The sequence below is a fragment of the Pseudomonas pichavaramensis genome (genome assembly GCF_050473265.1).
In the GTDB taxonomy this organism is placed as follows: Bacteria; Pseudomonadota; Gammaproteobacteria; order Pseudomonadales; family Pseudomonadaceae; genus Aquipseudomonas.
This window is the reverse complement of the sequence record NZ_JBJKFJ010000009.1, coordinates 124969-142441: the sequence shown is the minus strand read 5'-3', so window position 1 is coordinate 142441 and position 17473 is coordinate 124969. Positions and strand designations below refer to the sequence as shown.

Genomic DNA, 17473 nt, shown 5'->3' with positions numbered 1-17473 from the left:
TGCTTGGTCTCGCCACCTGCTGAAAAGGGGCTTTGTTATGAAAATCGGTGTAATCGGCGGCGGCCAGCTGGGCCGCATGATGGCGCTGGCGGGAACTCCGCTGGGCATGAACTTCGCCTTCCTCGACCCGGCGCCGGATGCCTGCGCCCAGGCGCTCGGTGAGCACATCCGCGCGGACTATGGCGACCAGGACCACCTGCGCCAGCTGGCTGACGAAGTCGACCTGGTGACTTTCGAGTTCGAGAGCGTGCCAGCCGAGACCGTGGCCTTCCTCTCGCAGTTCGTCCCGGTCTACCCGAGCGCCGAAGCCCTGCGCATTGCCCGCGACCGCTGGTTCGAGAAGTCGATGTTCAAGGACCTCGGCATCCCCACACCGGAATTCGCTGACATCCAGTCGCAGGCTGATCTCGATGCTGCCGTGGCCGCCATCGGCCTGCCGGCGGTGATGAAGACCCGCACCCTGGGCTACGACGGCAAGGGCCAGAAGGTCCTGCGCGAGGCGGCCGACGTGGTTGGTGCGTTCGCCGAGCTGGGCAGCGTACCGTGCATCCTCGAAGGCTTCGTGCCGTTCACCGGTGAGGTGTCGCTGGTGGCCGTGCGTGGCCGCGACGGCGAAACGCGCTTCTACCCGCTGGTGCACAACACCCACGTTGGCGGCGTGCTCAACCTGTCCGTCGCCAGCAGCAACCACCCGCTGCAGGCACTGGCCGAAGACTACGTCAGCCGCGTGCTGGACAAGCTCGACTACGTCGGCGTGCTGGCCTTCGAGTTCTTCGAAGTCGACGGTGGTCTGAAGGCCAACGAGATCGCCCCGCGCGTGCACAACTCCGGGCACTGGACCATCGAAGGCAGCGAATGTAGCCAGTTCGAGAACCACCTGCGCGCCGTTGCCGGCCTGCCGCTGGGCTCGACCGCCAAGGTCGGCGAAAGCGCCATGCTCAACTTCCTCGGCGAAGTGCCGGCTGTGGATAAAGTGGTGGCGATTGCCGACTGCCACCTGCACCACTACGGCAAGGCCTTCAAGGCTGGGCGCAAGGTTGGCCACGCCACCCTGCGCTGCAGCGACCGCGCTACTCTCGACGCGCGCATTGCTGAAGTCGAAGCGCTGATCGCCAAGCGCTGAGCAAGCATTTCGCAGCTAAGCTCTTGAACGACGGTGGTCGTTCAAGAGCCTCCCATGAAGTACCTCTTTTCTCTGCTGCCTCTGTTGTTCGCACTGACCTGTAGCGGTGCTGAAGACGCATTGCGTGTCGACTTCCGTGAGCGCCCACCGGAGATGCGCGCCGTTGATGGCCTGCCCAGCGGCCCACTGATCAGCGTGCTGGAGATGGCGGCCGATCGCGTCGGCGTGGACCTGCACTGGCGCCTGGCGCCCTTCCTGCGCAGCCTCGATGATCTGCGCTCGGGCCGCATCGACCTGGTACCGCGCGTGCTGATGACCGAGCCGCGTCGCGAGTACATCCACTTCCTTCCCAGCATCGGCAGCCAGCAGCTGAACGTGCGCTTCGTCGTTCATCCCGGCCGGGAGAGCGAGCTGAGCCAGTACAAGGATTTGTATCGACTGGCGGTCGGGGTCAAGCGAGGCACAGCCTATTTTGAACCCTTCGACAGCGATGGCCAGCTCGATCGCGTCTACGCCAGCGACGATGCGCAACTGGTCGCCATGTTCCGTGCCGGGCGCCTTGACGCTATCGCCGTTCTCGACGCGATACCGATGGAAACGCAGCTCGAAGCGATGAATTTTCGCGACTACAGCTACGCGCACTACGCCCACCAGCAGACCCTGGACAATCACTTCGGCGCATCGCTGACGCGCTATCAGGGCGACCGACGTGCACTCTACGATCGCCTGGCCGCAGAGCTGGAGCGCATGCGCAAGGACGGCGAAATTGCCTTGATCTACCGCCGCTATGGCGTTGCGCCACCGGATGAGGCGAACTGATCGCCCCGCCCGGCTGTCCGATGCAAACACTGACTCAAGGAGACATGCCAATGGGCATCATCGGCACCATTTTCATCGGCCTGATCGTCGGTCTGGTCGCACGCTTTCTCAAACCTGGTGATGACAGCATGGGCTGGATCATGACCATTCTGCTCGGTATCGGTGGCTCCATCGCCGCCACCTATGGTGGCCAGGCGCTGGGCATCTACCAGGCCGGCCAGGCGGCTGGTTTTATCGGCGCGGTGATCGGCGCCATCGTTCTGCTGGTAATCTACGGCGCCATCAAGAAGGACTGAGTACGGTCCTCGCGGAGCCGGGGTGCCCAGTCGCTACCTGCTCCGCCGCAACCGCCGCCACGAGACTCTGCCCACCATGCGCCACCTGCTGCTCTCCCTGCTGCTTCTTTCCAGCCTGGCTCACGCTGAACTGCCGGAAACCGACTGGCTCGACCTGATGCCTGCCGAAGATCGCCAGGCCCTGGAAGAAATGCCCGAGATCAGCCACAACAGCCCGGAGGGCGACAGCGCCTTCTACAGCACCGATGGCCTGCGCCAGCAGGACAAGGACCTGCCTGCGGTGATGTACTCGGCGAAAACCGTTGCCGCACTGGACGGCAAGGCCATTCGCCTGGGCGGCTACCCGGTACCGCTGGAAACCGACGAGAAGGGCAACAGCACGCTGTTCTTCCTGGTGCCCTACCCGGGCGCCTGCATCCACGTTCCACCACCGCCGCCCAACCAGCTGGTGCTGGTGCGCTACCCCAAAGGCATTGCACTCGAGGACATCTACGCGCCCTTGTGGATAAGTGGCCCGCTCAAGGTAGAGAAGATCAGCAATGATCTGGCCGATGCGGCCTACGCGATGGATGCCAGTGACGTGCGCCTGGTCACTGACGAAGACCTCTAACCTTCTGCCCGGAGTCTCTGCATGAAAGCCGTCACCCTGTTGCTGCTGTGCCTGTTATCCAGTGCCGCGCTGGCCATGGAACCTGGCGAGCGCCTGGTACCCTGGACGCTGCTGGACCAGCATGACGCCCCCTACACGCTCAACGACGAGACCCGCATCCTCCTCGTGGCACGCGACATGGATGGCGCCAAACTGGTCAACAGCGCACTGGAAGGCCAATCCAAGGGTTATCTGCAACAGCGCCAGGCGGTCTTCCTCGCCGATATCAGCCGCATGCCGGGCGTGATCGCCACGCTGTTCGCCGTACCGAAGATGCGTGACTACAACTACCGCATTCTCCTCGACCGCGACGCGCGTATCGCTCCACGCTACCCGGCAGGTGAAGGCGAGGTGCTGTGGTTGCAGCTCGATGGCCTGCGGCTCGTCTCGCAGCAGGCCTTCAGCCGCGCCGACGACCTGCGGCAAGCCCTGGAGGCACAAGCAAGCACTGCCAGTCCATGAACGACTGGCAGGCCGCTAACCGCCTCTTGTAGGAGCCCCGCCACGGGGCGTAATGCTGTTCATTTAAGGTTACAGACGCTGGCTCCCCTCTCCCATTTATGGGAGAGGGGCTGGGGGAGAGGGCTGAAAAGGCCGCAAAATTGCCAGTTTCCCCTCGCCGAACGCGGCCCGCCCAACCCTCTCCCCAAAGGGGCGAGGGGACTAATCGCGTCCGACCAATTCTTATGTGAACAGCATTACGCCACGGGGCGAACCTTTTCAGGTCCCCCCCTATACGCGGCGGGGCGCCGCACCTACAGGTTCGGTGTATCGGCACATGACCGCTAGCCCATCGCCTCGCTGGACAGGCGCAGGTCCAGACTGTGCCGTTGCTTGCCCTGCAGCTGCACCACGTCCTCCAGCAGGTTGGCGGTTTCGATGCACAGCATGTTCTGCCAGGCATCGTCGGGGAACTGCGACAGGCGCCTGGCCTTGTCGATCCAGGGATTCCACAGCACCGCCGAGCGTGAGCCGCGGGTATCCAGATGAATACGCCGCTGCCAGGCAGGGTCGATGATGCTCAGGCGCGCTGCTGGGTCGCAGTAGATGCGATCGGTCTCGCCGCTGAATTCGAGCAGCCCCTCCTGGCGCAGCTCACGCCAGTCCTGCAGGGTGTCGATGTAGCGGCAGCTCTGCAGGCCCTGAACCTGAACCTGGCGAACATCGCTGACGGCGAAGTAGGTGTGCAGCGCCTGGCTCAGCGCCAGCGGATGATCACTGCGGTTCTCCGTCTCCAGACGCAGCTGCAGGTCATCGCCCAGGCTGACTTCCAATTGCACGCTGGCATCGCGCGGCCAGCCCGGTAGCGGTCGCTCGCGAGCGTCGAAGGCAAAGCGCAGGCTGACCCTGTCACCCTCCTCGGCAATACCCATTAATTGCCAGTCCAGGTTGCGCACCAGGCCATGGGCAGGGGCTTCGTTATGCTGATAGTGCGCCTGCACCGCCTGCGGGTTGCGCCGCAGGTCGCCGAACCAGGGCCAGCAGATCGGTACACCGCCACGCACGCTCTGACCCTGGCGATAGGCCGCATCGGGGCTCAACCAGATCAACGGCGGCTGGTCATCCTGCTGGTAGCTGAGAATCTGCGCGCCCTGCTGGGCAATCAGCAGTTCGCTGCGTTGCGCCCGTATGCGCCAGCAGGTGAGCTGGTCCAGCTCCACGCGTTCGACTTGGGTCTTGCTCATGAGGGCCTCTCGCTCCGCGAAGTAACATCTATTTGAAGCATGTCGTGCACATCAAGCAAAACGCCCGTCACAGGGACGGGCGTCTGCGCACTGCAAACTATGACCTATGGACCATAGACCTGTTCCGGCAGCCAGGTGATCAGGCCCGGGAAGATATAGGCGATCACCAACAGCAGGATCTGGATCAGGATGAACGGCAGCACGCCTTTGTAGATGGTGCTGGTCGCCACACTGGCCGGCGTCACGCCACGCAGGTAGAACAGCGCGAAGCCGAACGGCGGGGTGAGGAAGGAGGTCTGCAGGTTCAGCGCGATCATTACGCCCAGCCAGATCGGGTCCAGCCCCATGGCCAGCAGCACCGGCCCGACAATCGGCACTACCACGAAGGTGATCTCGATGAAGTCGAGGATGAAGCCGAGCAGGAAGATCACCACCATCACCAGGAAGAACGCGCCGAGCACGCCGCCAGGCAGTTGCGCGAACACATCCTCAATCAGTACTTCGCCGCCGAAGCCGCGGAACACCAGGGAGAACAGCGACGCGCCGATCAGGATCATGAAGACCATGGCACTGATTTCGGTGGTGCCGTAGGCCACTTCCTTGAGCTGGCCAAAATTCAGCTTGTTCTTGCTCAGGGCCAGCAACATCGCACCGACAGCGCCCAGTGCAGCCGCCTCGGTAGGCGTCGCGTAGCCGGCGAGAATGGAGCCGAGCACCGCGCCGATAAGGATCAGCGGCGGAATCAGCGCCTTGGCCAGCTTGCCCCATTCGATCGGGCCGAGCTCTTCCTGCGGCAGCGCCGGCAGCTTCTTCGGCTGGAACACCGCGACGAAGATGATGTAGGCGATGTACAGGCCAACCAGCAGCAGACCGGGCAGCAGGGCGCCGACGAACAGGTCGCCGACCGACACGGTCTTCGGCGAGAAGATGCCCATCTTCAGCTGCGCCTGCTGATAGGCGCTGGACATCACGTCACCCAGCAGCACCAGCACGATGGACGGCGGAATGATCTGCCCCAGGGTACCGGTAGCGGCCAGGGTGCCGGTGGCGATCGCCGGGTCATAGCCACGCCGCAGCATGGTCGGCAGCGCCAGCAGGCCCATGGTCACCACGGTAGCGCCGACGATGCCGGTACTGGCTGCGAGCAGGGCGCCAACCACGCATACGGAGATCGCCAGGCCGCCACGCAGGGTACCGAACAGACGCGACATGGACTCGAGCAGGTCCTCGGCCACGCGTGAACGTTCCAGCATCACGCCCATGAACACGAACAACGGCACAGCCAGCATGGTCTGGTTGTTCATGATGCCGAACAGACGGTTCGGCAGGGCGCTCAGATAGCCCGGGTCGAAGGTCCCGGTAAGCACACCGATACCGGCGAACAGCAGGGAAACGCCGGCCAGGGTGAAGGCCACCGGAAAGCCGGCCATCAAGGCCACGCAAATACTGACGAACAGCAGAATCGCCATCAACTCAGCCATGTTTCACCTCCGGAGCCGGCAGGCGACCGCTGATGACGTAGAGCGCCTTGATCAGGTTGGAAATACCCTGCAGCACCAGGCTGGCGACCAGCACCAGGATGATGCTCTTCTGCAGATAGACGAATTTCAGCCCGCCCGACTCGCTGGACGCTTCGAGCGTCGACCAGGAGTTGCTGACGTAGTCCCAGCTGGCCCAGCCGAGGAACAACGCAACCGGCAAGAGAAACAGCAGGGTGCCAAGGACCTCGACCAGCGCCTGACGGCGGCCGCTGAATTTTTGATAGAAGATATCCACGCGCACGTGGCCGTTGCGTTGCAGCACCCAGGCTGCGGCGCCCATGAACACCAGCGCGTGAGCGTAGAGCACGGCCTCCTGCAAAGCAGTGGCGCCGATACCGAAACCGTAACGCAGCACCACGACGATGGCGGTGCCAATCACCAGAAACACGGTTAGCCAGGCGCAGGCTTTGCCCAGCCAGGCATTGAGAGCATCGATCAGGGACGCAAGCGCGAGGGGAAGTGAAGGCTTGTCGGACATAGTGAGTCCTTTATCGTTATGAGTAGGAGACAGGACAGCAAACCGGTTGGTCGCATGTCGCGCCGCCCGCATCCTTGTGGGTCGCAGGCCGGCGATTCTAGGCAGGCTACCGGTGATGCAGCAATGCCCGTACAACTTTAGTCGTAGCAACTAGGCTTGTGGGTCACGACACCCTATGTTATTCACGCCCGGTCTACCTTCGGCGATCCCGTGGTCAGACCAATACAACAAGAAGGAGCATTGCATGAAACGTCGCGACATACTCGCCGCAGCGGGCGTAGGCCTTGCAGCAACCGCACTGGCTGGCTGTAAAGAAGAGGCCAAGAGCAGCGCAGCACCCCAAGAGGGTTCGAGTGCCCAGACCTTCAACTGGAAGATGGTCACCTCCTGGCCAAAGAACTTCCCAGGCGTCGGCGTGGGGGCCGAGCGCTTCGCCAAGCTGGTCGATGAGATGAGTAACGGCCGCCTGAAGGTCAAGGTCTACGCAGCCGGCGAACTGGTGCCGGCACTGGAAGTATTCGATGCAGTCTCTCGCGGTACCGCCGAAATGGGTCATGGCGCACCGTACTACTGGAAGGGCAAGGTGCCGGCCGCACAGTTCTTCTGCGCCCTGCCGTTCGGCCCGAATGCCCAGGAAATGAACGCCTGGCTGCACTACGGTGGCGGCCAAGCGCTGTGGGAAGAAGTCTACAAGCCGTTCGGCGTACTGCCGATGGCCTGCGGCAACACCGGCGTACAGACCGCCGGCTGGTTCAACAAGGAAATGAACTCGGTCGACGACTTCAAAGGTCTGAAGATGCGTACTCCTGGCCTGGGCGGCGAAGTGCTGACCAAGATGGGCGGTACCGTGGTCAACATGCCGGCCGGTGAGATCTTCACCGCCATGCAGACCGGCGCCATCGACGCCACCGAGTGGATCGGCCCATACAACGACCTGGCCCTGGGTCTGCACAAGGCAGCCAAGTACTACTACACCCCGGGCTGGCAAGAGCCGAGCGTACTGTTCGAGCTGGACATCAACATCAAGGCCTGGGAAACCCTGCCGGCTGATCTCAAGGCCATCGTTCGCGCCGCTGCCCGTGACGTCAACGGCGACATGCTCGACGACTACAACGCCAAGAACATGGAAGCCCTGGAGCAACTCAAGGCCGACGGCGTCGAAGTCCGCCGCCTGCCTGACGAAGTGCTGGCCCGCCTGAAGGACGTGGCCGGTGAAGTGGTCGAGGCCAGCGCAGCAGCCGATCCGGCAGCCGCCAAGGTCTGGGAACACCAGAAGGCCTACCTCAAGCGCCTGTACGACTACGCGGAAGTGGCCGACAAGGACATCTACAACATCCGCGGCTGATCGCTCAGCACCTAACAAAACGCCGGCTATCAGCCGGCGTTTTCGTTACTGCCATTGGCAGCCTCAACCGCGACGGGGCGGCACCGGACGGGTACGGCCACTGCCGTCGATAGCGACGAAGACGAACACCGCTTCGGTGACCTTGCGCCACTCGTTGGACAACGGATCGTCGCTCCACACCTCGACCATCATCTGGATCGAGCTACGGCCAATTTCCAGCGCCTGGGTGTAGAAAGACAATTGCGCGCCGACCGCCACCGGCACCAGAAACGCCATGCGGTCGATGGCCACGGTCGCCACGCGGCCACCGGCAACCTTGCTGGCCATGGCGGTGCCGGCGAGATCCATCTGGGACACCAGCCAGCCACCATAAATATCCCCGAAACCATTGGTCTCACGCGGCAACGCAGTGATCTGCAGAGCGAGGTCGCCCTGGGGAATCGGATCTTCCTGTTCGTAGTCGTTCATCGGCTCGGACTCGCGGCGCGGTTGTTGTTCTGGGGCGCGGAACCCGCATGGCAAGCGGGCGCTGCGAGTATACCGACTGTGTAGTCGGCGGGCGACCACTCTGGCACGCAAGCAGGCATGCGCACGCCAGGGCCGTCGGGCAAAACGCACGACCGCGACAATGCGTTTCGGGCAGGATGCCCGCTGCCGTGAAAACACCACTTCTCCAAGCCAATGATTTTAAAGAATTTTCCATGACCGCCAGGCCTGGCACGGGCGCTGCAATATCCCCAGTGAGCGACCGGTCAGGCGCCAGTCGCAATGCTGAAAGGAAGAGACGCAGATGACACGAACTCGAGCCATCCGCCTCTCACGCAACAGGAGAACCGCCATGTGGATAGTCGCTCTGGTACTTGCCAGCTTGCTGCTTCTGCTCAGCCTGACGCTCGCCAGCGTCCTGCTGATCGGCCAGACCCTGTGTGCGAGCCGCAACACCGCCGAGCTGGAACTGCCTACGGGCAACACACCTCAGCCGGTGGTCCAGAGCGACGCGCAAGACCCCTGGCCTACCTGGGCCATTACCCACTGAGTCACCGAGGAGAAACGCCATGCTGAGCTGGGCAATTACTTTCCTGATCATCGCCATCATCGCCGCCGTACTGGGTTTCGGTGGTATCGCCGGCACCGCTGCAGGTATCGCCAAGATTCTATTCGTGGTGTTCCTGGTGCTGTTCATCATCTCGTTCTTCATGGGCCGTCGTCCGCGCTTGTAAGGAGGTTTGGATGCAAACGATTCACGCCATTGCCGCCGCCCTGCTGATGGGCGGCGCCCTGGCGGCTCAGGCCGCCGATCGCGATGCCAGCTTTCACCCCGGCGAGCTTTTGACCAGCAATGCCGAGTACCGCGAAGCCTGGCAGGATCTGGTCGAAGACGAACAACGTCTGCCGGACTGGTTGATGAACCTCACTGGTCTCTCCACGCCGATGCAGGCGGTAGAGGCCGACAGCGACCGCTTCCTCGTAGGCCAGGTGTGCGAAGCACAGAACTGCTTCAACCAGCGCGTCTATGTTGCCTTCGAGTGGGAAGACGACGACGCCTATGCACTCTACGTACAGGTCCCTGAGGGCCTGCCGGAAGACCGTGCCCCTAGTGAGCACGCCAGCCTGCGCTGGTTGGGCGAACCGGACGACGAAGTCCGCGCACTGCTGGAAGAGCAACTGCGCAGCGACCCGAACTGGTATTGAGTAAGCAGCGCCGCCGGCCGCACCACGAAAGCGGCCAGCGCGTTATCATCCCCTGCCATAACGGCATGCCCTCCCTCATCCGGCGCTTCGCGCCACCTTCTCCCCCAGGGAGAAGAGCACCAAGGAAGGCGTCGCTCGCGACTTCGAGCTAAGGGGGATCGCAATGCTCAACGGCCTGTGGCTGAGCTTCTTCGTACTGGGCGCTATCGCGGCCCTGGTGCGCTGGCTGGTTGGCGGAGACGCCAGTGTGTTCGGCGCCATGGTCGAAAGTCTGTTCGCCATGGCCAAGCTCTCGGTCGAGCTGATGGTGGTGCTGTTCGGCACCCTGACCCTTTGGCTCGGCCTGCTGCGCATCGCCGAGAAGGCCGGTCTGGTCGACTTGCTCGCACGACTGCTGGGGCCACTATTCGCCCGCCTGATGCCCGAGGTGCCGCGCGGCCATCCGGCCCTGGGCCTGATCAGCATGAACTTCGCCGCCAACGGCCTGGGCCTGGACAACGCCGCCACGCCCATCGGTCTCAAGGCCATGCGTGCCCTGCAGGATCTCAACCCGAGCGCCACCACGGCGAGCAACGCGCAGATCCTGTTCCTGGTCCTCAACACCTCGTCGCTGACCCTGCTGCCGGTGTCGATCTTCATGTACCGCGTGCAGCAAGGTGCCGAAGACCCAACGCTGGTGTTCCTGCCCATCCTGCTGGCTACCAGCGCCTCGACCCTGGCTGGCCTGCTGGCCGTGGCGCTGATGCAGCGCCTGCGTCTGTGGGACCCGGTGGTGCTGGCCTACCTGATTCCCAGCGCACTGTTGCTCGGTGGCTTCATGACACTGCTCGCCGGCATGAGCGCAACGGCACTGGCCGCGCTGTCATCGCTGCTCGGCAACCTCACCCTGTTTGGTCTGATTCTGTTGTTTCTGATCGTCGGCGCGCTACGCCGCGTCGCCGTTTACGAGAGCTTCATCGAGGGCGCCAAGGAAGGCTTCGACGTTGCCAAGAACCTGCTGCCCTATCTGGTCGCCATGCTCTGCGCCATCGGGGTACTGCGGGCTTCCGGCGCCCTGGACTATGGCCTGGATGGCATTCGCTGGTTGATCGAAACGCTGGGCTGGGACACCCGTTTCGTCGATGCCCTGCCTACCGCGCTGATCAAACCGTTCTCCGGCGGCGCCGCACGCGCCATGCTGATCGAGACCATGGAGAACTTCGGTGTCGACAGCTTCCCGGCTCTGCTCGCCGCCACGGTACAGGGCAGTACGGAAACCACCTTCTACGTGCTTGCCGTGTACTTCGGTGCCGTCGGCCTGCAGCGCGCCCGCCATGCGGTCGGCTGTGCCCTGGTCGCTGATGCCGCCGGCATCATCGCCGCTATCGCCGTGTGCTATTGGTTCTTCGGCTGAGGACTGCTAGTCATTGACGCCGAGCGTCCGGCCCGCCCAGGTCAGCAGCGGATCGGCATGCTGATATTCACTCAAGGTCAGTAGCTTGGGCGCGATGAACGCCGCGAAGTCTTCGCTCTGGTCGAAGTAGATGCCGGTGAAGATGGTGAATATGGATTTCTTGCCCACCGTGGCATAGAACAGGTTGCCCACCGGCTCTCCATCCTGAGTCAGCAACTGCAGACTGGCGCGGCTGGCCAGTTCGGTCTCGAAGGCTATTTCCTGCTGCTCCAACCCACTGTTACGCAGGCCCAGGGAGGCGCCAAAGGTCTCGGCGTAACTGGTCATAAACGCATCGCCTGCGTTCGGGTAGAGCGAGACTCCGCTGTAGAGATAGAACCAGTCGCTGTCATCGCTCTCGAAGCTGAGATCGATGGTCCGCGAGGCATAGCTCACCAGCTTCTGGTACCGGCCATCGACCGGCGCCTCATACGCGGCAAAGTCTTCGCCGCTGAGCAGCAACTGCCGTTCCTCGGCGAGCGGCGGTTCGTTGTCGACACAACCTGCGAGTGACAACAGGCTCAGCAGCAAGATGAGTCTGAACATGACATTCCTCCCTGAATTCTCGCGGGCAGCTTGCCCGATCCAGCCACACCTCGCTACCCAGGCCCGCCGCCGCTGTGAGCAGCGACACACCGTTGGTCGGCCTGACGTGAATCGCCATGACCGCTGACCGCCTGTGCCACTGACCGTTGCAGCCCACGGGACTAGTCTGCACAGAGGGTAAAACAACTCCTGATTAGTTATGAGCTTCAGCCGGACTAATCGAGCGCCGCTGGCGCTGTCCTGTAGCCCGGATGAAATCCGGGGCGGTTTGCTATGCCGCCGATCGTTCCCGGATTTCATCCGGGCGACCCGCTTGGCTGAGCATCGTTGCCAATCAGGAAACAACTTTCCCCGCCAAGGCCTCGCCTCCGCACCGCCAGGAGCCCCCCATGCGCGTTCTGATCACCGGCGCCGCCGGTTTCATCGGCCACCAACTACTCGAGGAACTGGCCATCCAGCATCCCGAGTGGTCGCTGATCGCCGCCGACATCCGTCCCCTCGACAGCCGCGGGCTGAAAGCCAATATCGAGCCCGTGTTGCTGGATATGGGGCGCCCGGCGCAAGTGCGCGCCTGCATCAGCGGCTGGCAACCGGATGCCATCGTCCATCTGGCCACCGTGATTCGCCCGCCACGCGACATGAGCGAAGCGCATCTGCATGCCATCGAGGTTGGTGGTACCCAATGCCTGGTGGACAGTGCCGTCGCCAATGGCGTGCGCCAGCTCATCGTGACCAGCTCCGGCGCAGCCTACGGCTATACCCCCGATAACGCCGAGTGGATCGACGAAAGCCACCCGTTGCGCGGGCATCCGCGCTTCGCCTACGCCCGGCACAAACTCGAAATCGAACAACTGCTGGCCCGCGCTCGCAACGACCACCCGCAACTTCGCCAGCTGGTCCTGCGCCCCGGCACCATTCTTGGCAAACGACTGAACAACCCGATCAGCGATCTGTTCAGGAAACGCGCGGTGCTGGGCGTACGCGGCCACGCCAGCCGCTTCGTGTTCATCTGGGAACAGGACGTCGTCGGCATCATCCGCCAGGGCCTGGAGGACGCTCGGGAAGGCATCTACAACCTGGCCGGCGATGGCGCCCTGAGCCTGGCGGAAATCGCCGCCATTCTCGGCAAACCCTACCGCCCGCTACCGGCGACGTTACTCGCCGGCGCCCTGCATCTGCTCAAACCACTGGGGCTGAGCCAGTACGGCCCGGAACAGCTGGACTTCCTGCGTTACCGGCCCGTGCTGGCCAACCAGCGCCTGAAAGAAGAATTCGGCTATCAGCCGCGTTACAACAGCCGCGAAGCCTTGATCGCCTTCCTCAACGCTCAAGGCATCAGCTACCGCTCAGGCGAAAGCCAACCTTGAGCGTGACCTGATAATGGGCCACCTTGCCATTCTCGATATGGCCGCGGGTGTCCACCACCTCGAACCAATCCATGTTGCGCACGCTCTTGGCGCATTCGGCCAACGCGTTCTCAATGGCCTCCTCGATGCTGGTCGGCGATGAACCGACGATTTCGATCTTCTTGTAAGTGTGATGGTTGGACATGTTCAGCTCCTGAAATTGAGGGGTTCATCTTCAAGACTAGCCCCCCGTGCAGAGGTTTCATTTACAGGCAAGGTGGCACATCGCTAAGATGCGACGAATTCTCATTCACCATGAGACGCCACCGTGTCGACCCCCTCCAAGCTCGGTTTCTTCTTCAGCGACCATCACCGCTGGCTGCTGCAGCATATCCAGCGCCAGCTGCGTAACCGTGCCGATGCCGAAGACACCGCGGCGGAGACCTTCTGCCAGTTGCTCACGGCACGCATCGACCCGACCAATCTCGAGCGCCCGCGCGCGTTTCTCTCCACCGTGGCGCGCCGCCTGATCTACGACCGCTACCGTCGCCAGCGCCTGGAACAGGCCTATCTCGAACGCCTGGCGCTGTTGCCGGAAGCGGTCGCGCCGTCGCCGGAAGACAAACTGCTGCTGCTCGAAGCACTCACCCGCATCGACCGCATGCTCTGCGACCTGCCGCAGGTGGTGAGGCAGGCCTTTCTCTACAGCCAGCTCGACGGCCTCAGCTATGTCGAGATTGCCCGCCGCCTGGGCGTTTCCGAGCGCACCGTGAGCCGCTACATGACCCAGGCCCTGCGCCAGTGCTGGCTGAGCGAGCTGCAGCCATGACGGACGAAGCGCTGCAGCCGGTGGTCGAGCAGGCTATCGAGTGGATGGTGCGCCTGCGCTCCGGGCGCAGCGATGCGGCAACCGAGGCGGCCTTCCACGACTGGCTGGCTGCGGCCCCCGCGCATGCGCACACCTGGCAGGAACTGCAGCGCCGCCTGGGCGAGCCCTATGAGCGGGTGCGCAGCGCGCCAGCCAGCCTGCGTGAACCGCTGCTGCAGCCCAGCCACGGCCGCCGCGATGTGCTGCGCGGGCTGCTCGGCCTTGGCCTGTTCGGCGGCGGTTCGTGGCTGGCGGCGCGCAGCGATCACGGCCAGGCCCTGCTCGCCGACCTGCGTACCGGCACCGGCCAGCGCCGCGAGCTGACCCTCGCCGACGGCAGCCGCCTGAGCCTGAACGCCGGCAGCGCCGTGGACCTCGACTTCTCGCCCGGCCAACGCCTGCTGCATCTGCGCCAGGGTTCGCTGGTGGTACAGGTGGCGGCCGATGCCACGCGGCCCTTTGTCGTGCGTACCGCACAGGGCGACGCACGGGCGCTGGGCACGCGCTTTCTGGTCGAGCAGCAGGCCGATTCGACCCGTGTGGTGGTACTGGAGCATGCCGTGCGCGTGTCTCTGCCCAGCGGTGAACAACTGGATCTGCAGGCCGGCCAGGCCGCCGAGCTGCGTCAGGTGCGTATCCAGCGCCTCGATGGCGACCAGCGCTATCGCGCCGACTGGCAGCAGGGCCAGCTCAGCGTGCTCGACGAACCGCTGCAGAGCGTGATCGACGCCCTGCGCCCCTACCACCGCGGCCTGCTGCGCCTGGCCCCGGAAGTGCGCGGCCTGCGCGTGCAGGGCGTGTTCCCGCTGGATGATAGCGAACGCACGCTCAAGGCGCTGGCCGAGACGCTGCCGCTCAAGGTCGAGAGCTACGGCCCCTGGCTGACCCTGATCGGGCCGCGGGGTTAACGCAGTCAACGGGTGGCCGTTTAGCACTGCCGCCTCGCACAGTCCGGCGTGGCCGTGAAAAGCAGTAGCGCCTTCAGCCGCAGAAGACGCCAGAGAAATATTTAATGAAAATTCTTCGCAGGCGTGTCCGGTTTTCATCTTTCGTCGCACCTCTCTCCTGACGACACACACATTCAGGAGAACCCCGTGCTCAAACCCTGGCCCCTCGCCCTGGCCGTCGCGCTCGCTGCCGGCCTGCCACTCACCACCGCTCTGGCGGACAGCAGCGAACAGCAGCAGGCACTGACCTTCGACCTCCCGGCCGCCAGCCTGGGCGCCACCCTCAACGCCATCGCCCGGCAGAGCGGCCAGGTAGTCTCGCTCGACCCGGCGCTGGTCAGCGGCAAACAGGCAGCGGCGATTCGCGGCACGATGTCGGCGCCCGAGGCGATGCGCCAGGCGCTGACGGGCAGCGGCTTGCGCCTGGTGGTGACCGAAGGCGGGAGTTTCAGCGTGGTTGCGGCGGGTGATAGTGCGGATGCGCTGGAGCTGAGTCCCAGCAATATCACCGGTATTGCCCAGGAAAACCCGCAGGGACCAGTCAGTGGTTATCTGGCCACCCGCGCCATCACGGCGACCAAGACCGATACGCCGTTGATGGAAACCACCCAGTCGGTATCGGTCATCACCCGTGACCGCATGAAAGCCCAGGGCGTGCAGACGGTCAGCGACGGTCTGGCCTATACCGGTGGCGTACGCTCTGACGTGGCTGGCAACAACCCAACCGACAACACCATTACCGTACGAGGCTTTCAGCAGATCAATACCAATGCGTACACCGATGGGTTGCGTAACGGCGAGGTTGGTTACTACGCGCCCGAACCCTTCGGCATGGAGCGTATTGAGGTGCTCAAGGGCCCATCCTCCGTACTCTACGGGCAGGGCTCGCCAGGCGGCACGGTCAACTTCGTCTCCAAGCGGCCGACCTTCATAGCACATCGTGAAATCGGCTATTCCACCGGCAGCAATGATCGCCAACAGATCAGCCTCGACATCGGCGACACCCTTGATGAGCAGGGCACCCTGAGCTATCGACTGGTAGCGTTGGGCCGCGATGCCAACAGCAGTATCGACAACATCAAGGACGATCGTGCCTACATCGCGCCCAGCCTGACCTGGAACATCGGCGACGATACCTCGCTCACCTTGCTGACGTCCTACCAGCGCAACGAGAACCTGTTCACCAGCAACTTGCCGTACTCAGTCTATGACGGCTCCAACCCTAATGGACGCCTATCTCGCAGCCGCTCATTAAACGAGTCAGGTTTCGATGTCGAGACAGCAGAGCGAACCAATGCCGGTTACGAGCTGAACCACAATCTGAGCGAGCACTGGACGTTCCAACAGAGCTTCCGCTACAGCCACTATGTCGGCGATCAGGACGCACTTCACCGCAACAGTGGAGTGATCAACGGCAATACCATTGCCCGCTACTACCAGATGCGCGATTACGACAGCGACAACTATGCGCTGGATAACAAGTTGCTCGGTAAGTTCGAAACCGGCCCACTCGACCACACCCTGCTGATGGGCGTCGACTACCAACGGGGCATACGGAACGCCTTTACCCAGACGGGTGATGCACCGTCGATCAATATCTACAACCCCGACCACAACGTAGTCATCGATACATCGCAGTACACAAGCAGGCTAAGCACCTCGCAAAAGAATCGCCAACTGGGAGTTTACCTGCAGGATCAGATCAAACTGGATAACTGGGTGGCCTCGTTCGGCGGACGTTATGACTGGGCCAGCCTTGACACCAAGAATCGCTTGCTCGATACCCATCAGAGTACCGATGCCGAAGACTTCACCGGCCGTGTAGGGCTCGGCTACCTCTTCGATATCGGTCTGTTCCCCTATATCAGCTACGCCGAATCCTTCACCCCGACCAGTGGTAATGACGTCAGCGGCTCACAGTTCAAGCCTGAAACCGCCAAGCAGCATGAAGTTGGTGTGAAGTATCAGCCCACCGGCTCGGAGAGCTACGTCACCCTGGCGGCCTTCGACTTGCGTCGGCAGAACGTGCTGACGACCGATACCGCCAACCCTGGCTTTAGCGTGCAGGAGGGCGAGGTCACCTCGCGCGGGATAGAGATAGAAAGCGTGCTCAAACCCATGGCAGGGCTCAACGTGATTGCCTCCTACACGGTCAACGACGTTGAGGTAACCAAGGACAACCCGAATACAGCTGGTGTCAGCAACAAAGGCAAGACCCCAGTGCGCGTACCGGAACATCTGGCCTCGCTGTGGACTGATTACACCCTGCAATCCGGCCCACTGGCAGGCCTTGGTTTCGGGGTAGGGGCGCGCTATACCGGCGACACCTTCGGTGATGCGCAGAACACCTTCAAGGTACCGAGCTACACCGTGGTCGATGCCATGATCCGCTATGACTTCGGCAAGGCAGATGCCTCGCTCGAAGGGCTGTCCGCTGCAGCCAACGTGAAGAACCTCACCGACAAGTACTACGTGGCTGGCTGCTTCCTGAGCTCGGCGTGCCTTGTCGGTGCGGAGCGAACCGTGACAGCTGACGTTACCTACAACTGGTAAGCCCGATGTCGGTGGGAGGGGCTTTAGCCGCGACAAAGACTCGCCGCTGAAGCGCCTCCCACAGTGTTCTGCCGATTCGTCCCTGCCCTATCATTCCTGCGCTCTGCGCGTGGAACACTGCCTCGGACGCTCCGCGTCCATAGCGCCGCTTAT

General features: G+C 63.0%; 20 protein-coding genes. 14 read left to right on the top strand and 6 right to left on the bottom strand.

The window, feature by feature from the left end; translation table 11 throughout:
- Positions 1–37: 37 nt before the first annotated feature.
- The 5 genes from ACJRW5_RS16095 to ACJRW5_RS16075 all read left to right on the top strand — a co-directional run bounded on the left by ACJRW5_RS16095 (position 38) and on the right by ACJRW5_RS16075 (position 3349).
- A complete protein-coding gene (locus tag ACJRW5_RS16095; protein ID WP_484571508.1) occupies positions 38–1123 on the top strand; it encodes a 5-(carboxyamino)imidazole ribonucleotide synthase in 1086 nt (361 codons plus the stop codon).
- A gap of 54 nt (positions 1124–1177) precedes the next feature.
- On the top strand, positions 1178–1942 hold the full coding sequence (locus ACJRW5_RS16090) for a substrate-binding periplasmic protein (RefSeq protein WP_484571507.1): 765 nt from the start codon (positions 1178–1180) through the stop codon (positions 1940–1942).
- Positions 1943–1992: 50 nt separating this feature from the next.
- Positions 1993–2238, top strand: a complete 246-nt coding sequence (locus tag ACJRW5_RS16085) for a GlsB/YeaQ/YmgE family stress response membrane protein (RefSeq protein ID WP_484571622.1) — start codon at positions 1993–1995, stop codon at positions 2236–2238.
- A 76-nt stretch (positions 2239–2314) separates the two neighbouring features.
- Positions 2315–2848: a DUF3299 domain-containing protein gene (locus tag ACJRW5_RS16080; RefSeq protein ID WP_484571621.1), complete on the top strand. Its 534-nt coding sequence runs from the start codon at positions 2315–2317 to the stop codon at positions 2846–2848.
- Between the two features lie 21 nt (positions 2849–2869).
- Positions 2870–3349, top strand: coding sequence for an FAD/FMN-containing dehydrogenase (locus ACJRW5_RS16075; protein WP_484571506.1), 480 nt, complete (start codon positions 2870–2872; stop codon positions 3347–3349).
- 323 nt (positions 3350–3672) lie between these two features.
- Here ACJRW5_RS16075 and ACJRW5_RS16070 read toward each other — a convergent pair whose 3' ends face one another.
- From ACJRW5_RS16070 to ACJRW5_RS16060, 3 genes are all read right to left on the bottom strand, one after another.
- The gene (locus tag ACJRW5_RS16070) at positions 3673–4572 is read right to left on the bottom strand and encodes a D-hexose-6-phosphate mutarotase (RefSeq protein ID WP_484571505.1); all 900 of its coding nucleotides are present in this window, start codon (positions 4570–4572) and stop codon (positions 3673–3675) included.
- 104 nt (positions 4573–4676) lie between these two features.
- The gene (locus tag ACJRW5_RS16065) at positions 4677–6053 is read right to left on the bottom strand and encodes a TRAP transporter large permease (RefSeq protein WP_484571504.1); all 1377 of its coding nucleotides are present in this window, start codon (positions 6051–6053) and stop codon (positions 4677–4679) included.
- Positions 6046–6591 carry a TRAP transporter small permease subunit gene (locus ACJRW5_RS16060; RefSeq protein ID WP_484571503.1) on the bottom strand — a complete coding sequence of 182 codons (546 nt, stop codon included), beginning with the start codon at positions 6589–6591 and terminating at the stop codon, positions 6046–6048. Before ACJRW5_RS16060 ends, ACJRW5_RS16065 begins: the two co-directional genes overlap by 8 nt.
- A gap of 244 nt (positions 6592–6835) precedes the next feature.
- Here ACJRW5_RS16060 and ACJRW5_RS16055 point away from each other — a divergent pair, with 244 nt between their 5' ends.
- Complete coding sequence (locus ACJRW5_RS16055; protein ID WP_484571502.1) at positions 6836–7936, top strand: TRAP transporter substrate-binding protein; 1101 nt, start codon at positions 6836–6838, stop codon at positions 7934–7936.
- A gap of 63 nt (positions 7937–7999) precedes the next feature.
- Here the strand turns inward: ACJRW5_RS16055 and ACJRW5_RS16050 are convergent, their stop codons facing one another.
- Positions 8000–8404 (bottom strand): acyl-CoA thioesterase, encoded by a 405-nt coding sequence (locus tag ACJRW5_RS16050; RefSeq protein WP_013713264.1) that lies wholly within the window; start codon positions 8402–8404, stop codon positions 8000–8002.
- Positions 8405–8774: 370 nt separating this feature from the next.
- Here ACJRW5_RS16050 and ACJRW5_RS16045 point away from each other — a divergent pair, with 370 nt between their 5' ends.
- The 4 genes from ACJRW5_RS16045 to ACJRW5_RS16030 all read left to right on the top strand — a co-directional run bounded on the left by ACJRW5_RS16045 (position 8775) and on the right by ACJRW5_RS16030 (position 11021).
- On the top strand, positions 8775–8972 hold the full coding sequence (locus tag ACJRW5_RS16045; RefSeq protein ID WP_484571501.1) for a hypothetical protein: 198 nt from the start codon (positions 8775–8777) through the stop codon (positions 8970–8972).
- 19 nt (positions 8973–8991) lie between these two features.
- The gene (locus ACJRW5_RS16040) at positions 8992–9156 is read left to right on the top strand and encodes a DUF1328 domain-containing protein (protein ID WP_484571500.1); all 165 of its coding nucleotides are present in this window, start codon (positions 8992–8994) and stop codon (positions 9154–9156) included.
- A 10-nt stretch (positions 9157–9166) separates the two neighbouring features.
- The gene (locus ACJRW5_RS16035; RefSeq protein WP_484571499.1) at positions 9167–9628 is read left to right on the top strand and encodes an inhibitor of vertebrate lysozyme family protein; all 462 of its coding nucleotides are present in this window, start codon (positions 9167–9169) and stop codon (positions 9626–9628) included.
- 163 nt (positions 9629–9791) lie between these two features.
- Positions 9792–11021 carry a nucleoside recognition domain-containing protein gene (locus tag ACJRW5_RS16030; protein ID WP_484571498.1) on the top strand — a complete coding sequence of 410 codons (1230 nt, stop codon included), beginning with the start codon at positions 9792–9794 and terminating at the stop codon, positions 11019–11021.
- Positions 11022–11027: 6 nt separating this feature from the next.
- Here ACJRW5_RS16030 and ACJRW5_RS16025 read toward each other — a convergent pair whose 3' ends face one another.
- Positions 11028–11606 carry a hypothetical protein gene (locus ACJRW5_RS16025; protein WP_484571497.1) on the bottom strand — a complete coding sequence of 193 codons (579 nt, stop codon included), beginning with the start codon at positions 11604–11606 and terminating at the stop codon, positions 11028–11030.
- A gap of 389 nt (positions 11607–11995) precedes the next feature.
- On the opposite strand from ACJRW5_RS16025, the gene ACJRW5_RS16020 reads away from it, so the two are divergent.
- Complete coding sequence (locus tag ACJRW5_RS16020) at positions 11996–12973, top strand: SDR family oxidoreductase (RefSeq protein ID WP_484571496.1); 978 nt, start codon at positions 11996–11998, stop codon at positions 12971–12973.
- Here the strand turns inward: ACJRW5_RS16020 and ACJRW5_RS16015 are convergent.
- Entirely contained in the window at positions 12942–13157 is a 216-nt protein-coding gene (locus ACJRW5_RS16015) for a dodecin (RefSeq protein WP_484571495.1), read from the bottom strand. The genes ACJRW5_RS16020 and ACJRW5_RS16015 overlap by 32 nt on opposite strands.
- Before the next feature lie 123 nt (positions 13158–13280).
- On the opposite strand from ACJRW5_RS16015, the gene ACJRW5_RS16010 reads away from it, so the two are divergent.
- From ACJRW5_RS16010 to ACJRW5_RS16000, 3 genes are all read left to right on the top strand, one after another.
- On the top strand, positions 13281–13781 hold the full coding sequence (locus ACJRW5_RS16010; protein WP_484571494.1) for a sigma-70 family RNA polymerase sigma factor: 501 nt from the start codon (positions 13281–13283) through the stop codon (positions 13779–13781).
- A complete protein-coding gene (locus ACJRW5_RS16005; protein ID WP_484571493.1) occupies positions 13778–14728 on the top strand; it encodes a FecR family protein in 951 nt (316 codons plus the stop codon). The genes ACJRW5_RS16010 and ACJRW5_RS16005 overlap by 4 nt, the downstream gene beginning before the upstream one ends.
- A 186-nt stretch (positions 14729–14914) precedes the next feature.
- Entirely contained in the window at positions 14915–17320 is a 2406-nt protein-coding gene (locus ACJRW5_RS16000) for a TonB-dependent siderophore receptor (RefSeq protein WP_484571492.1), read from the top strand.
- Positions 17321–17473: the final 153 nt, after the last annotated feature.

Bases quoted from the DNA above. Each gene is read 5' to 3' on its own strand.
- ACJRW5_RS16095 (WP_484571508.1), top strand. From the start codon at position 38: ATGAAAATCGGTGTAATCGGCGGCGGCCAGCTGGGCCGCATGATGGCG.
- ACJRW5_RS16090 (WP_484571507.1), top strand. From the start codon at position 1,178: ATGAAGTACCTCTTTTCTCTGCTGCCTCTGTTGTTCGCACTGACCTGT.
- ACJRW5_RS16085 (WP_484571622.1), top strand. From the start codon at position 1,993: ATGGGCATCATCGGCACCATTTTCATCGGCCTGATCGTCGGTCTGGTC.
- ACJRW5_RS16080 (WP_484571621.1), top strand. From the start codon at position 2,315: ATGCGCCACCTGCTGCTCTCCCTGCTGCTTCTTTCCAGCCTGGCTCAC.
- ACJRW5_RS16075 (WP_484571506.1), top strand. From the start codon at position 2,870: ATGAAAGCCGTCACCCTGTTGCTGCTGTGCCTGTTATCCAGTGCCGCG.
- ACJRW5_RS16070 (WP_484571505.1), bottom strand. From the start codon at position 4,572: ATGAGCAAGACCCAAGTCGAACGCGTGGAGCTGGACCAGCTCACCTGC.
- ACJRW5_RS16065 (WP_484571504.1), bottom strand. From the start codon at position 6,053: ATGGCTGAGTTGATGGCGATTCTGCTGTTCGTCAGTATTTGCGTGGCC.
- ACJRW5_RS16060 (WP_484571503.1), bottom strand. From the start codon at position 6,591: ATGTCCGACAAGCCTTCACTTCCCCTCGCGCTTGCGTCCCTGATCGAT.
- ACJRW5_RS16055 (WP_484571502.1), top strand. From the start codon at position 6,836: ATGAAACGTCGCGACATACTCGCCGCAGCGGGCGTAGGCCTTGCAGCA.
- ACJRW5_RS16050 (WP_013713264.1), bottom strand. From the start codon at position 8,404: ATGAACGACTACGAACAGGAAGATCCGATTCCCCAGGGCGACCTCGCT.
- ACJRW5_RS16045 (WP_484571501.1), top strand. From the start codon at position 8,775: ATGTGGATAGTCGCTCTGGTACTTGCCAGCTTGCTGCTTCTGCTCAGC.
- ACJRW5_RS16040 (WP_484571500.1), top strand. From the start codon at position 8,992: ATGCTGAGCTGGGCAATTACTTTCCTGATCATCGCCATCATCGCCGCC.
- ACJRW5_RS16035 (WP_484571499.1), top strand. From the start codon at position 9,167: ATGCAAACGATTCACGCCATTGCCGCCGCCCTGCTGATGGGCGGCGCC.
- ACJRW5_RS16030 (WP_484571498.1), top strand. From the start codon at position 9,792: ATGCTCAACGGCCTGTGGCTGAGCTTCTTCGTACTGGGCGCTATCGCG.
- ACJRW5_RS16025 (WP_484571497.1), bottom strand. From the start codon at position 11,606: ATGTTCAGACTCATCTTGCTGCTGAGCCTGTTGTCACTCGCAGGTTGT.
- ACJRW5_RS16020 (WP_484571496.1), top strand. From the start codon at position 11,996: ATGCGCGTTCTGATCACCGGCGCCGCCGGTTTCATCGGCCACCAACTA.
- ACJRW5_RS16015 (WP_484571495.1), bottom strand. From the start codon at position 13,157: ATGTCCAACCATCACACTTACAAGAAGATCGAAATCGTCGGTTCATCG.
- ACJRW5_RS16005 (WP_484571493.1), top strand. From the start codon at position 13,778: ATGACGGACGAAGCGCTGCAGCCGGTGGTCGAGCAGGCTATCGAGTGG.